The organism is Rhodococcus rhodochrous (assembly GCF_900187265.1).
Classification (GTDB): Bacteria; Actinomycetota; Actinomycetes; order Mycobacteriales; family Mycobacteriaceae; genus Rhodococcus; species Rhodococcus rhodochrous.
The window spans coordinates 555,211-568,298 of record NZ_LT906450.1 but is presented as its reverse complement, the minus strand read 5'-3'; the positions used below and the strand labels follow the sequence as shown (position 1 = coordinate 568,298).

Annotated in this window: 14 protein-coding genes; all 14 read right to left on the bottom strand. The window is 68.3% G+C overall.

The genetic code is table 11. From position 1 onward, the window contains the following. Nucleotides 1-64: 64 nt before the first annotated feature. On the bottom strand, nucleotides 65-1,531 hold the full coding sequence (lysS, locus tag CKW34_RS02615) for a lysine--tRNA ligase (RefSeq protein ID WP_267497303.1): 1,467 nt from the start codon (nucleotides 1,529-1,531) through the stop codon (nucleotides 65-67). A 98-nt stretch (nucleotides 1,532-1,629) separates the two neighbouring features. Next, entirely contained in the window at nucleotides 1,630-2,082 is a 453-nt protein-coding gene (locus tag CKW34_RS02610) for a rhodanese-like domain-containing protein (protein WP_059382601.1), read from the bottom strand. A gap of 93 nt (nucleotides 2,083-2,175) precedes the next feature. Further along, nucleotides 2,176-3,009: a type III pantothenate kinase gene (locus CKW34_RS02605; protein ID WP_006550509.1), complete on the bottom strand. Its 834-nt coding sequence runs from the start codon at nucleotides 3,007-3,009 to the stop codon at nucleotides 2,176-2,178. A 2-nt stretch (nucleotides 3,010-3,011) separates the two neighbouring features. Beyond that, a complete protein-coding gene (panD, locus tag CKW34_RS02600; protein WP_016692992.1) occupies nucleotides 3,012-3,449 on the bottom strand; it encodes an aspartate 1-decarboxylase in 438 nt (145 codons plus the stop codon). 44 nt (nucleotides 3,450-3,493) lie between these two features. Next, entirely contained in the window at nucleotides 3,494-4,432 is a 939-nt protein-coding gene (panC, locus tag CKW34_RS02595) for a pantoate--beta-alanine ligase (RefSeq protein ID WP_059382602.1), read from the bottom strand. Next, entirely contained in the window at nucleotides 4,425-5,360 is a 936-nt protein-coding gene (locus CKW34_RS02590) for a Rossmann-like and DUF2520 domain-containing protein (RefSeq protein ID WP_059382603.1), read from the bottom strand. The genes panC and CKW34_RS02590 overlap by 8 nt, the downstream gene beginning before the upstream one ends. Before the next feature lie 159 nt (nucleotides 5,361-5,519). Then, nucleotides 5,520-6,671 (bottom strand): DUF6779 domain-containing protein, encoded by a 1,152-nt coding sequence (locus CKW34_RS02585; protein WP_228524969.1) that lies wholly within the window; start codon nucleotides 6,669-6,671, stop codon nucleotides 5,520-5,522. 74 nt (nucleotides 6,672-6,745) lie between these two features. Further along, nucleotides 6,746-7,222: a DUF3180 domain-containing protein gene (locus CKW34_RS02580; RefSeq protein WP_059382605.1), complete on the bottom strand. Its 477-nt coding sequence runs from the start codon at nucleotides 7,220-7,222 to the stop codon at nucleotides 6,746-6,748. Further along, entirely contained in the window at nucleotides 7,216-7,758 is a 543-nt protein-coding gene (folK, locus tag CKW34_RS02575; protein ID WP_059382606.1) for a 2-amino-4-hydroxy-6-hydroxymethyldihydropteridine diphosphokinase, read from the bottom strand. The genes CKW34_RS02580 and folK overlap by 7 nt, the downstream gene beginning before the upstream one ends. Beyond that, the gene (gene folB / locus CKW34_RS02570) at nucleotides 7,755-8,138 is read right to left on the bottom strand and encodes a dihydroneopterin aldolase (protein WP_059382607.1); all 384 of its coding nucleotides are present in this window, start codon (nucleotides 8,136-8,138) and stop codon (nucleotides 7,755-7,757) included. Before folB ends, folK begins: the two co-directional genes overlap by 4 nt. Next, nucleotides 8,135-8,956, bottom strand: a complete 822-nt coding sequence (folP, locus tag CKW34_RS02565; RefSeq protein WP_174479628.1) for a dihydropteroate synthase — start codon at nucleotides 8,954-8,956, stop codon at nucleotides 8,135-8,137. Before folP ends, folB begins: the two co-directional genes overlap by 4 nt. 32 nt (nucleotides 8,957-8,988) lie before the next feature. After that, the gene (gene folE, locus CKW34_RS02560) at nucleotides 8,989-9,675 is read right to left on the bottom strand and encodes a GTP cyclohydrolase I FolE (RefSeq protein WP_202400287.1); all 687 of its coding nucleotides are present in this window, start codon (nucleotides 9,673-9,675) and stop codon (nucleotides 8,989-8,991) included. A 49-nt stretch (nucleotides 9,676-9,724) separates the two neighbouring features. After that, nucleotides 9,725-12,274 carry an ATP-dependent zinc metalloprotease FtsH gene (gene ftsH, locus CKW34_RS02555; RefSeq protein WP_059382609.1) on the bottom strand — a complete coding sequence of 850 codons (2,550 nt, stop codon included), beginning with the start codon at nucleotides 12,272-12,274 and terminating at the stop codon, nucleotides 9,725-9,727. 251 nt (nucleotides 12,275-12,525) lie between these two features. Continuing rightward, nucleotides 12,526-13,080, bottom strand: coding sequence for a hypoxanthine phosphoribosyltransferase (hpt, locus tag CKW34_RS02550; RefSeq protein WP_059382610.1), 555 nt, complete (start codon nucleotides 13,078-13,080; stop codon nucleotides 12,526-12,528). Nucleotides 13,081-13,088 lie beyond the last annotated feature (8 nt).

The window sequence follows — 13,088 nt, the reverse complement described above, 5'->3', positions numbered from 1 at the left end:
CCGCGGGACGGGCACCACACTACCCGCCGATTAACGCATCGCAATATGGAGCGACGAAATCAGATTAACGGGTGTTCGGTCGAACAATCGGGAACAGGATTGTTTCGCGGATTCCCAGACCGGTAAGTGCCATCAGCAGACGGTCGATTCCCATTCCGGTACCGGTGGTCGGCGGCATTCCCTGTTCCATCGCGGCGAGGAAATCCTCGTCGAGAGCCATTGCCTCGTCGTCCCCTTCCGAGGCCAGACGCGCCTGGTCGACGAAACGCTCGCGCTGGATCACCGGATCGACGAGTTCCGAGTAACCCGTGGCGAGTTCGAAACCGCGGACGTACAGATCCCATTTCTCGGTGACCCCGCGCACAGTGCGGTGATCTCGTGTCAACGGCGACGTCTCCACGGGGAAATCACGCACGAAGGTCGGCTCGTGCAGCTGGTCGCCGCACATGTGCTCCCAGAGCTCCTCGACGAGCTTGCCGTGACCCCAGCCCTTGCCCTCGGGAATCTCCAGGCCGACGCGATCCGCGAGAGCCGTCAATTCCTCGAGTGTGGTGTCGGGGGTCACGTCCGTGCCGATCGCCTCGGACAGCGAGGGATACATTTCGAGAGTTTTCCATTCACCCCCGAAGTCGTATTCCGTACCGTCGGCGAGCGTCACCACATGGGTGCCGAAGACCCCGAACGCGACCTCCTGGATGATCTCGCGGATCATCCGCGCCGAATCGTCGTAGGTGCCGTACGCCTCGTACGTCTCGAGCATCGAGAATTCCGGGGAGTGCGTCGAGTCGGCACCCTCGTTACGGAAATTGCGGTTGATCTCGAAGACCTTCTCGATACCGCCGACCACGCAGCGCTTGAGGAACAGCTCCGGCGCGATACGCAGGTACAGGTCGATGTCGAGCGCGTTCGAGTGCGTCACGAACGGGCGGGCCGCCGCGCCGCCGTGCAGGGTCTGCAGCATGGGCGTCTCGACCTCGAGGAAACCGCGACGCTCGAGCGCGTTGCGCAGCTCGCGCACCACCGCGACACGCATGCGTGCGTTGCGACGTGCTTCGGGACGCACGATGAGGTCGACGTAGCGCTGACGCACCCGTGCCTCTTCGTTCATCTCCTTGTGCGCGACCGGCAGCGGACGCAGCGCCTTGGACGCCATGGTCCACGAGTCGGCCATGACACTGAGCTCACCGCGACGGGAGCTGATGACCTCGCCGTGCACGAACACGATGTCGCCGAGGTCGACGTCGGACTTCCAGGCGGCGAGCGCCTCCTCGCCGACGCCGGCGAGGCTGAGCATGACCTGCAGCTGGGTGCCGTCGCCCTCCTGCAGCGTCGCGAAGCACAGCTTGCCGGTGTTGCGCGAGAACATCACGCGACCGGCGACGCCCACGATCGTGCCGGTGGCGGTGTCGGGTTCGAGGTCGGGATACTCGGCGCGGATCTCCGCGAGCGTATGGGTGCGCGGGATCTCGACGGGATAGGCCTCCGAACCCTGTGCCAGGAGCCGTTCGCGCTTCTCGCGGCGGACCCGCATCTGCTCGGGGGTGTCGTCGGGCTGCTGAACGGTGGCATCACTCACGGGTAACCAGACTATCGGACACCCGGGGCCGTCAATCCTGCAGATGCGCGCTTTCAGTGAGCGGTGACCCGCGCCACGTCCTGAGCGACGTGCTGGGCCTCCGCCACCGCGCCGACGAGACGGGCCGTCCGGATGGCGTCGTAACCTCCGACGAGGTGGGTGACCCGGCGCAGGCCCTGCGCGTGCAGTTCGGCGACCACACCGTGCGAGCTCGCTCCGTCGGACGAGACGAGGATCCATTCGACGTCGCGGTCGACGGCGAGGGAGAGACGGCCCGGGCCGCTCGGATCGAGTCGCTCGGCGACGAGATCGGCGGAAATGGCCAGCGCGCCGGGAAGCGTTCCCTGAACGGCACGTTCGGCGTTCGAGCGGATGTCGACGACGACGGCGCCGCGGGCGACCGCTGCGGACAGCTCGGTGGGGTACGTGCGCTCGACGGCGAGCCGGTGGAAGGCGACCGGAGCAGCAGTGGAAACAGAAGTGATGGAAAGAAGCGCAGCGCGCATGAGAGAACTCCCAGGAATGTGTTATCGGTCGAGGCGGCGGTCAGCCTCGACAACACTCCTGGGTGCTCATGCAACGGATCACGACGAACATTTTTACACAGAATGGCGCTCAGCGGAACCCGCAGTTCCGCGTGCCGCTCGTCTCACCTGGTTCCGCTCGTACACCAGACGCAATCCCTCGAGGGTCAGATCCGGCTCGTGGTGCTCGAGGGTGCGCGACTCCGGCATGATCAGCGGCGCACTGTCGCCGGTGCCGATGACGGCCACGTCGTCGCCGTCGAAACCGGGCACCTCGGCGCAGATCCGCCGCACGATGCCGTCGACCATCCCGGCGAACCCGAAGACAGCTCCGGACTGCATGCACTCGACAGTGTTCTTGCCCAGAACACCTCGGGGACGGAGCAATTCGACCTTCCGCAGTGCCGCCGACCGTGACGCCAGCGCATCCATCGAGATCTCCACACCCGGAGCGATGGACCCGCCGAGGAACTCCCCCTTGCCCGACACGACGTCGACGCAGGTGGACGTCCCGAAATCCACGACGATGCACGGAGATCCGTAGAAGTGGTAGGCCGCCAGGCTGTTGACGATACGGTCGGCGCCGACCTCCTTCGGGTTGTCCACCAGCAGCGGCACTCCCGTGCGCACCCCCGGCTCCACCACCACGTGCGGCACCGACGACCAGTAGCGGTCGAGCATGACACGCAACTCGCGCAGAACCGACGGCACGGTCGACAGGGCCGCCACCCCGGTGACCTGCTCGGCGGATTCGCCGAGCAGACCGCGGAACAGCAAGGCGATCTCGTCGGCGGTCATCCTGGGGTCGGTACGGACGCGCCAGTCGCGCAGCAGCCGCGCGTGCGAGCCGCTGCCCGCGAACACCCCCAGGACGATGTTGGTGTTGCGGACGTCGACGGTGAGGAGCACCTCTAGACCAGGGACGGGGAGTCGAGGGTCGACAGCATGCGCGGCGTGATCAGGCCCGAGCCCTCGGGAGCGTGGGCGGGGTCGTTGCCGAGCTCGACCTGACGGTTGTCGGCGTCGACGAACACCACGCGCGGGTCGTAGTCCTTGCACTCCTGCTCGTTCATCACGCCGTAGGCGATGAGGATGACGAGATCGCCGGGGCTGACGAGACGTGCTGCGGCACCGTTGATCCCGATGATGCCCGATCCACGCTCACCGGCGATGACGTACGTCTCCAGCCGGGCGCCGTTGTCGATGTCGACGATGCAGACCTGCTCACCCTCGAGCAGATCCGCGGCGTCCATCAGATCCTGGTCGACGGTCACCGAACCGACATAGTGCAGATCCGCGTGGGTGACCGTGGCGCGGTGGATCTTCGACTTCATCATGGTGCGGAACATGCTCGTCCTCGGTTTCTTTCTCGTTTCCGAATTCGATCGGTGGGTCAGCGGTTCGTCAGGTTGTCTTCGGCATCGGGATCCACCGGGCCGGTGGCGCGTTCGAGGAAGCCGGTGCCGACGGCGACCCCGACGTTGTCGATGAGGCGGGTGGAGCCGAGTCGTGCGGCGACGAGCAGTCGGCCGTCGCCACGTTCGGGGGCCGGCCCCAGATCGGCGCCGCGCACCTCGAGATAGTCCACCTCGATCTGCGGGCTCTGCGCGAGCACCTCGCGTGCCGTGGACAGGATCGCCTCGGCTCCGCCCGCCGCGGCGTGCGCGCCGGCGACGAGGGCCGCGGACAGCGTGGTCGCGATCTCGCGCTGCTCGGGGTCGAGATAGCGGTTGCGAGAGGACAGTGCGAGCCCGTCCTGTTCGCGCACGGTGGGAACACCGAGGATGCGGATGTCGAGATTCAGGTCGGCGACCATTTGACGGATCAGGGTGAGCTGCTGGTAGTCCTTCTCACCGAAGAACGCCGTGTTGGGACCGACGATGTTGAACAGTTTCGCGACGACCGTCAGCATGCCCGCGAAATGACCGGGGCGCGAAGCACCTTCGAGCTCCGACCCGAGCGGGCCCGGGTGGATCGTGGTGCGCGGACCCTGCGGGTACATCGCCGAGACCGTCGGCACGAACACGAGTTCGACACCCGCTTCGCGGAGCAGTTCGAGGTCGGCGTCGAGGGTGCGCGGATAGGCATCGAGGTCCTCGCCCTTCCCGAACTGCAGCGGGTTGACGAAGATCGACACGACCACGACGGCACCGGTGAGCTTGGCCTGGCGCACGAGTTCGAGGTGACCGGTGTGCAGCGCACCCATCGTCGGCACGAGTGCGACGGTGCGGCCGACGCCGCGCAGAGCCCGGGTGACCTTGGTCAGGCCTGCGGGATCGTGGTGAACGGTCAGTTCACCTCGCACGTATCCGCGCTGTCCTGCTTCACTCACCGTATTCAGCTCCTTCGAGAATTGCCATCAGTTCCGGCTTCGATCCGGTCCGTTGCGCCGACCGCAGCGACAGCGCGCGGTACCCGGCGGCGATCTGCGGGTCGACGGCCTCGAGCGCGCGCAGATGCGCGGCGACGGCGTCGGCGTCGCCGCGCGCGACCGGCCCGGTGAGCGCCGAGGGTCCGCGCCGCAGCACGTTGTCGAGCGCCGCCGAGAGCAACGGCTGCAACACCCGCTCGGCGACTCCACCGGGGGCGTCGTCGACGAGTTGCTGGCCGAGCAGTTCCTCCCCCTGCAGGGCGCTGCGCAGCGCCTCGACGGCGTCGGCGACCAGCGTGACGAGGTGGTTGCTGCCGTGCGCGAGCGCGGCGTGGTAGGTCGTGCGCATGGACTCGGGGACGCGGACCGGCTCGCCACCGATCTCGAGGACGAGGGACTGCGCGATGGCGTAGCCGATCTCGTCGGCGGCCGTGATGCCGAAACACGCGGAGGAGAGCCGGTCGATGTCCTCGTCGTGGCCGGTGAAGGTCATCGCGGGATGGATCGCCAGCGGCACGGCGCCCTGCTCGGTCAGCGGCTCGAGGATCGCGGTGCCGTGGGCTCCGGAGACGTGGACGACGATCGTGCCGGCGGCGACCGATCCGGTGGCTGCGAGGCCGTTGACCAGGGACGACAGTTCGGTGTCGGGAACGGCGAGAAGGAGGAGGTTGCAGCGGCCGGCGACCTCGTCGACCGGCAGGATCTGCGAATCGGGCAGGCGGGTGGTGGCGCGGTGCCGCGAGACGTCGGACACGGCCGAGCAGGCCACGACGACATGACCGACGCGTTCGAAAGCTGCGCCGAGTGCAGTGCCGACCCGTCCGGCGGACACGATTCCTACCGACAGGCGCGCAGGCGCGGGTGCGTTGGTGATCCCGAAGGCATTCACGGGAGTCCTCTCGTTCGTTCCAGTCCCGCTCAGCGGGTACCGGACGTTCCGCTCGACAATAGCGCGCGCTTTCCGGGGCTCGCCACGGTCGGGTCGAGTGATCTGCGCCTCATCGACCGAGGTGGGGCGGGCGCGACCTGCCTCGCGACCGCCCGGGGATCAGCGCTCGGCCGACAGCGACGCGAGGATCTCCGCGACTGTGCGGCCTTCGCCGTCGGCGCGACGACGGCGGGAGCGACGTCCGGACGATTCCTCGTCGTCCTCGTCGTCCTCCGCGACCGTTTCCGCAGCTCCAGCGGTCTTCTCGCCGCCGTTCTCCCCGTCGGAGGGGTCGTTGCCTCCCGACTCCGCTCCGGTCTCGTCTGCGCCCGTCTGCGGGTCGGGATCCGATCCGGACTCGTGCTTGCCGGGCTTCTGCGACTCAGGCTTTCCCTCTGCCGTCTTCTCGGCTCCGGCGACCTTCGGGTCCCCGGTCTTCGGGTCCCCGGCCTTCGGGTCCCCGGTCTTCAGGTCCGCGGTCTTCGGCTTCTCGGCCTTCGTGCCCTCGACTTCCGCGTCCTCGATCTCGGCGTCCTCGACGTCCGGTTCTGCGGTCGCTTTTCCAGCCGTCGCCTTCTCGGCCGTGACCTTCCCGGTAGCGGACTTCCCCGTCGCAGCCTCGGTCTTCGCCTGCTTCTCGGCTCGCGGTTCTTCGACATCACCCTTCGCGGACGTCTTCTCCGACGCCTCCGCCGCGCGCATGGCCGCCTCGACCGACTCGGTCTCCGCGGTGACCGGCTCGTCGTCGGGAGAGGCGAAGGCCGGTCCCGACGGACGCGGAGCGGACACCCGCGCCGCCTCGCTCAGTCCACGCAGCTTCTCCGCCTGGCCTTCGAGGGCGACGACATCGTCGGGGAGCCGGCCGTCGAACAACATCTCGAGCGTGCGGCGCAGGGTGGCCAGCTCGGTGCGCAGGGCCGCCATCTCCCCGGCGTCGAGCTTCAGATCGGCACGGACCTTCTCCTCGACGGTCAGCTCGTACTCGCGCCGCGCCGCGATCTCCCGTTGCAACTGCAGTTCGTAGACCGTCTTCAGGTCGTCGGCCTTCGCCCGGTCGAGCGCCGATTCCCGGCGGTACTTGTTCATCGCGATGGCTCCGACAGTGGCAGCCCACAGGGCGACGACCACCGCGACACGCAGCAACTGCACGCTCTCACTGAAGATCAACAGCAGCGAGGCGATCATCGCCAGAGCGAGCAGACCGGCCACGATCATCGAGCCGGTACTGCGCCACGGACGGCGATTCCTGTCTGGTCGCGCCGAGGTTGCCATGACCATCAGGGTACTTGGGTGGGTCCTCGGATCGGAGCCGGACGACACGCCCTTCCCCACCCCGAAATCCGAGGTCAGACAGCCGGTTCGTTCGGTTCGTCGGGGTCTTCCGGTGTCCGGCAACAGTATTCGAGCCACAACGCGGCCGCCGCCAGCGCTATGCCGGCGAGGGCTCCGACGAGCACCCCCGAGGTGTCGTCGGTGGCGGCCTGCACGACGCCGCGTTGCGGTGCGAGATACAGCAGGAAGCCGGCCCACACTCCGGCGCTCGCGGCACCCACCAGTGCGGACGCCTTGGCGAGCGCGACCGCGCGGGCGGCGGTGATGGGATGCAACCTGCCGGGGCCCTCACCGATCTCGTGTTTGCCGACCCGCGACCGGATCATGAACGCCAGGATCACCTCGATCACCGCGACGGGGTACAGCGAGGCTCCCGCATAGACGGGGATGGGCGGCAGCGAGCCGTACATCGTGCGGACGAGCAACCACGCGACGATCGCTGCCAGCACGGCCAGCGCCAGCAGATCTCGGATCCGGGTCTGTTTCAGCACTCGGCGTGTCCCTGGGTCGTCGGCCCGGTCAGCGTCAGGTCGGTGCGGTGCACACCTTCCCGTTCGGCGGCGTCGAGTTCGCCGAGCCACTCGCCGATGCCCAGCCGCCGGCCGTCGGCGGTGAGCGCGGCCTCGGGTTCGACATCGAGCCACGGGACGAGCACGAACGCCCGCTGGTGTGCGCGCGGGTGCGGCAGGATCAGTTCCGGATCGTCGCTGCGCACCTCTCCGTCGCCGCTGTCGCAGGTCACGACGTCGACGTCGAGGCTGCGCGGACCCCAGCGCTGGATCCGGACTCGTTCGGCGGCCTCTTCGCGTTCCCGGCCGAACCGCAGCCAGTCGTGCGGACCGAAGGCGGCGTCCTCCGCGACGACGACGGCGTTGAGGAAGTCCTCCTGTTCGACGCCGCCCCACGGTGCCGTCGAGTACACCGCCGAGACGGCGACGGCCCGCTCGCCCAATGCGTCGACGACCGACCGCAGGTGCGCGAGCCGGTCGCCGATGTTCGATCCGATGGACAGCACGGCACGACTCATGAGGCGCTCTCCGTCGCATCGCTGCGGGAGCGGTCGATCACGACGGCGACGTCGCCGAAGGTCAGCGGGATCGGCGCCGACGGCTTGTGGAGCGTGACCTCCACCCGGGAGACACGCGGGTCGGTGAGCACCTCGTCGGCGATCTCCCCCGCGACCGTCTCGATGAGATCGCGGCCCGGACCGGCGATGATCGCCGCAGCTCGCTCGGCGAGTTCGCCGTAGTGCAGCGTGTCGGTCAGCTCGTCGGACGCCGCGGCCGGCGCGAGATCGAGCCACACGACGATGTCGACGACGAAGTCCTGACCGTCCCGCTTCTCGTGCTCGAAGACGCCGTGGTTGCCGCGGACCGTCAGTCCCCGTAGTTCGATGCGGTCGCTCACGCGTGCACTCCTTCCGCGCTGCCGCGCTGCCAGGCACGCACCACCGCGAGCGCGTCGCGGGACGCCTGCACGTCGTGGACGCGTACGCCCCATGCGCCGTGTGTGGCGGCGAGCGCCGAGACGACCGCCGTGGCGACCTCGCGGCCCGCGGGCGGGCGGACCGTGCCGTCGGGCGCCGCGAGCAGCGATCCGAGGAATCGCTTCCGGGACGCCCCGATGAGCACCGGGAAACCCAGTTCGGTGAGTTCGGGCAGGCGCTGCAGCAACTGCCAGTTGTGGTCGGGTTCCTTCACGAAACCCAGACCGGGATCGAGCACGATCTTGTCGGAGTCCACGCCTGCGGCCACTGCGATGTCGACCTGCGTGAGCAGCTCGTCGCGGACCTCGCGGACGACGTCCTCGTAGTGCGTCGAACCGCCCGCGTGGACGAACTCGCCGAGGGGACGCCAGTGCATGAGGATCCACGGCACCCCGGCCTCGGCGACCACCGCGGCCATGTCGGCGTCGGCGCGCCCACCCGAGACGTCGTTGATCATGGTCACCCCGGCCTCCACGGCCGCCTCGGCGACCGAGGCACGCATCGTGTCGACGCTCGTGGGAATGCCCGCCTCCGCCAGAGCGGCGATGACCGGCGCCACGCGGGACGCCTCGACCTCCGGGTCGACGCGCACGGCCCCGGGCCGGGTGGACTCGCCACCCACGTCGACGATGTCGACGCCGAGCTCGCGCAGCTCGAAGCCGCGGGCTATCGCGGTCTCGCGGTCCAGATAGCGACCGCCGTCGGAGAAGGAATCACTGGTGACGTTCAGTACGCCCATCACGACGGGCCACTGTTCGGCGGGGAAGACGGTCACCGGCGCAGGATCAGGTCCAGGGCCTCGGCACGCGACGCCGAACTGGTCTGGAACAGCCCGCGCACGGCGGAGGTGGTGGTGCTGGCACCGGGCTTGCGGATGCCGCGCATCGCCATGCACAGGTGCTCCGCCTCGACCACGACGATCACGCCGCGCGGCTGCAGCTTGCGCATCATGGCGTCGGCGATCTGGCTGGTGAGGCGTTCCTGGACCTGCGGACGCTTGGCGTAGAGGTCGACGACACGCGCCAGCTTCGACAGACCCGTGACGCGGCCCGTGGGGCCCGGGATGTATCCGACGTGGGCGACGCCGTGGAACGACACGAGGTGGTGTTCGCACGTCGAGTACATCGGGATGTCGCGCACGAGGACGAGTTCCTGATGACCTTCGTCGAAGGTCGTGTCGAGGACCTCGTCCGGGTCGGTGAACAGTCCCCCGAACACCTCGCGGTAGGCACGGGCCACCCGGGCGGGAGTGTCGCGCAGGCCCTCGCGGTCCGGATCCTCACCCACCGCGATCAACAGTTCGCGCACGGCCGCTTCGGCTCGGGCCTGGTCGAACGTACGACCCGCGTCCACGCTCAACTCGTGGGTCGTCACATCCTCCGGGTCGGAACCCGTATCCGACTTCAGGTGGTTCACCGACACCCGCTCGCCCTCCACTCTTCGCTCACTCGTCTCCATCGGAACCGACGGTCCCGATGCGCGCCCGGTACCGACTCACCGACACGGATCAGTGCCGGCCGGCCGGGCCTTCCCACCGCTGTGTGGGAGGGGGCTCGGGAGCGCCGTAACCATCGCGCGGTTGCGAGTCTCCCACGTGGTTCTCACCACGGTGCGCATCTGCCGCACCGTTGTCGCCGGAGTCCGACGGACGGTCGGGGTCCTGCGGCTCCTGCGGACGCCCGAAACTCTGCGTTTCCTGAGGCTGTCCGTAGCTCTGGGGGTTCTGCCCCTGGGGGCCCTGCGGATATCCGTATCCCTGCGGCTGTCCGGGGGCCTGCGGCTGCCCGTAACCCTGCTGTTCCTGCGGGGTCTGCTCGCGCGGCGGCCAGCCGGGAGCCGACCATCCGGCGGGAGCACCGTAGTCGGGACGCGTCGCGTGCCGCGGACCACCCGGATACGGAGCCGTCGGCTGGAAGCCCGGAAGCGGCTCGGAGGCCGGGACCGGCTGCGACTGCTGTTGGGGTTGCGGCTGCGACTGCTGTTGGGGCTGGGGGTAGCCGTTCGCCGGCTGGTACTGCGGCTGCGCGCCGGGCTGGTAGCCGGCGGGAGCGGGCACCTCGCCCTGGCCCGGATACTGCGGGTGCTGATGCGCCGGCTTCGTCAGCGACGGCGGTTCCGGCGGCCACGGCTCGCCGCGCTCGGCCGCGAGCTCGGCGGGCGTCTTGATCGGCGGCTTGTCGGACGGGACCCGATCACCGAAATCGTTGAAGGTCGTGATCCGCGGACGCTTCTTCACGTCGGCCAGGATCCGGTCGAGATCCTTGCGGGTCAGCGTCTCGTGCTCGAGCAGCTCGCTCGCCAGCACGTCGAGGGCGTCGCGGTACTCGTTGAGAATCGCCCACGCCTCGGTGTGCGCGGCCTCGATGAGGTTGCGGACCTCCTCGTCGATCTCGCGTGCCACTTCGTGCGAGTAGTCGGACTGCACACCCATCGACCGGCCGAGGAAGGGGTCGCCCTGCTCCTGGCCGTAGCGGACGGCGCCGAGCTTCGCGCTCATGCCGTACTCGGTGACCATCGCGCGCGCGATCTTCGTGGCCTGGTCGATGTCGGACGAGGCGCCGGTGGTGGGCTCGCGGAAGACGAGTTCCTCCGCGGCACGACCGCCCATCGCCATGACGAGGCGCGCGATCATCTCCGAACGCGTCATCAGGCCCTTGTCGTCCTCGGGCACTGTCATCGCGTGACCGCCGGTGCGGCCGCGGGCGAGGATGGTGACCTTGTAAACCGGCTCGATGTCGGGCATCGCCCACGCGGCGAGGGTGTGACCACCCTCGTGGTAGGCCGTGATCTTCTTCTCGTGCTCACTGATGATGCGGCTCTTGCGGCGGGGACCGCCGATGACACGGTCGACCGATTCCTCGAGGATCGCCTCGGTGATCACCGTGCCGTTCTCACGGGCGGTGAGCAGCGCGGCCTCGTTGACGACGTTCGCGAGGTCGGCACCGGACATGCCCACCGTGCGCTTGGCGAGCGCACCGAGATCCGCGTTGGGATCGATCGGCTTGCCCTTCGAGTGCACGGCGAGGATCGCCCGGCGACCGGCGAGGTCGGGGTTCGTGACCGGGATCTGACGGTCGAAACGGCCGGGACGCAGCAGCGCCGGGTCGAGGATGTCGGGGCGGTTCGTCGCGGCCATCACGATGATGCCGGAGCGGTCGCCGAAGCCGTCCATCTCGACGAGCAGCTGGTTGAGGGTCTGCTCACGCTCGTCGTGACCACCGCCGAGGCCGGCGCCGCGCTGGCGGCCGACCGCGTCGATCTCGTCGACGAAGATGATGCAGGGAGCGCTCTGCTTGGCCTGCTCGAACAGATCGCGCACGCGGGAGGCGCCGACACCGACGAACATCTCGACGAAGTCCGAACCGGAGATCGTGAAGAACGGGACGCCCGCCTCGCCGGCGACGGCACGCGCGAGGAGGGTCTTACCGGTGCCGGGAGGACCGTAGAGCAGTACGCCCTTGGGGATCTTCGCGCCGAGCGCCTGGTAGCGCGCCGGGTTCTGCAGGAAGTCCTTGATCTCGTAGAGCTCCTCGACGGCCTCGTTGGCGCCGGCGACATCGGCGAAGGTCGTCTTGGGCATGTCCTTCGACAGCTGCTTGGCCTTCGACTTGCCGAAGCCCATCATGCCGCCGCGACCACCGCCCTGCATGCGGCTCATCACGAAGAAGAACACGCCGAGCAGGATGATCATCGGCAGGACGAAGATGAGGATCGAGGTCAGCCAGCTCTCCTGGGTGACGCTCGTGTCGTACTTCTGCGCGCCCGACGCGGCGACCAGGTCGAAGATCTGCTCGGAGGCCGACGCGGGGTACTTCGCGATGATCTCGGTGCTGCCCTCGGTCGCGTCGTTGCCGTTCTCGAGCCACAGACGCACCTGCTGCTCGCGGTCGTCGATGCGGGCCTCGCTGACGTTCTGCGATTCGAGTTGGGACACCGCGACGGACGTGTCCACCTGAGTGAAACCGCGCGTGTCGTCGCCGAAGTAACTGAAGGCGTAGATCACCAGCAGAATGCCGGCGACGATCGCCAGATTACGGAACACTGTCTTGCGGTTCATACAGGTTCGGCCCGAGCGGCCGGTCCTTTCGATCGAGTTCGTCGGGGTCTCGCAGTCGCGGCGCTTCGCACCCGGGGTGGCCGCATGCCGCGACGGTCACTGACCAGGCAACGCAAGGTTACCGCGTAGCAACGAGCAGTCGCCCCGGCACCGACCGGAGCCGACACCGGGAAGACGTCGTAATCGACAACGATCGGGACGGAACCGGAGTTCCCCGGGCCGGGGAGCTCACCGCCCGGCTCGACCGGAGGTCAGCTGCTGTAGACCTTGGGATCCAGCGTGCCGATGTAGGGCAGGTCGCGGTAGCGCTCGTCGTAGTCGAGGCCGTAGCCGACGACGAACTCGTCCGGGATGTCGAATCCGACGTCCTTGACCTCGACGTCGATCTTCACGGCCTCCGGCTTGCGCAGCAGCGTGACGACCTCGAGCGATGCGGGATTGCGCGACGAGAGGTTCTTGAGCAGCCACGACAGTGTCAGACCCGAGTCGATGATGTCCTCGACGATGAGGACGTTGCGGCCGGCGATGTCCTTGTCGAGGTCCTTGAGGATCCGCACGACACCCGAGGACGACGTCGACGATCCGTACGAGCTGACGGCCATGAACTCCATCTGCGTCGGGATCGGCAGAGCGCGCGCGAAGTCGGTCATGAAGAAGATGGCGCCCTTGAGCACCCCGATGAGCAGCAGATCGCCTTCCGGCGCACCCACCGGGTAACGCTCGGCGATCGACTGCGCCAGCTCTGCGGTCCGCTCCTTGATCTGCTCTTCGGAGATCAGCACCGACGCTATGTCGTTCTCGTACACCGGGGGTC

Bases quoted from the DNA above. Each gene is read 5' to 3' on its own strand.
- folE (WP_202400287.1), bottom strand. From the start codon at position 9,675: ATGGAGACGAGTGAGCGAAGAGTGGAGGGCGAGCGGGTGTCGGTGAAC.
- lysS (WP_267497303.1), bottom strand. From the start codon at position 1,531: ATGCGGGTCCGCCGCGAGAAGCGCGAACGGCTCCTGGCACAGGGTTCG.
- folP (WP_174479628.1), bottom strand. From the start codon at position 8,956: ATGGGCGTACTGAACGTCACCAGTGATTCCTTCTCCGACGGCGGTCGC.
- panD (WP_016692992.1), bottom strand. From the start codon at position 3,449: ATGTTCCGCACCATGATGAAGTCGAAGATCCACCGCGCCACGGTCACC.
- CKW34_RS02610 (WP_059382601.1), bottom strand. From the start codon at position 2,082: ATGCGCGCTGCGCTTCTTTCCATCACTTCTGTTTCCACTGCTGCTCCG.
- ftsH (WP_059382609.1), bottom strand. From the start codon at position 12,274: ATGAACCGCAAGACAGTGTTCCGTAATCTGGCGATCGTCGCCGGCATT.
- folK (WP_059382606.1), bottom strand. From the start codon at position 7,758: ATGAGTCGTGCCGTGCTGTCCATCGGATCGAACATCGGCGACCGGCTC.
- CKW34_RS02585 (WP_228524969.1), bottom strand. From the start codon at position 6,671: ATGGCAACCTCGGCGCGACCAGACAGGAATCGCCGTCCGTGGCGCAGT.